At 61.4% G+C, this 223-nt stretch carries 1 pseudogene; it reads right to left on the bottom strand.

Annotated elements, in window-relative coordinates:
• Positions 1 to 4 precede the first annotated feature (4 nt).
• Positions 5 to 223: pseudogene (locus E4K09_RS28790) on the bottom strand (MmgE/PrpD family protein); the annotation flags it as partial.

Raw genomic sequence — 223 nt, 5'->3', positions numbered from 1 at the left:
GGCGTCAGACGGCAAGCCACGGACGTAGATCGCGCACTGTCGGGAGTTCCTCAAGCTTGAGGATTCGATCGATCAGCTCGGTCGCGCGGTTGGAGCCGATGATCGGCGTCATGAGATCAAGAGCCTTTGCCTGGATTTCATGGACTTCCATCGGGTTCTCCGGCGTGCCGCGAACGGCCTTCGCATGGTGGCGAAGGTGACGGCCGTCAGCCGTCTCGATGTC

It is taken from the genome of Microvirga pakistanensis (assembly GCF_004458765.1).
Lineage (GTDB): Bacteria > Pseudomonadota > Alphaproteobacteria > Rhizobiales > Beijerinckiaceae > Microvirga > Microvirga pakistanensis.
This window is presented reverse-complemented; position numbering and strand designations above follow the sequence as displayed.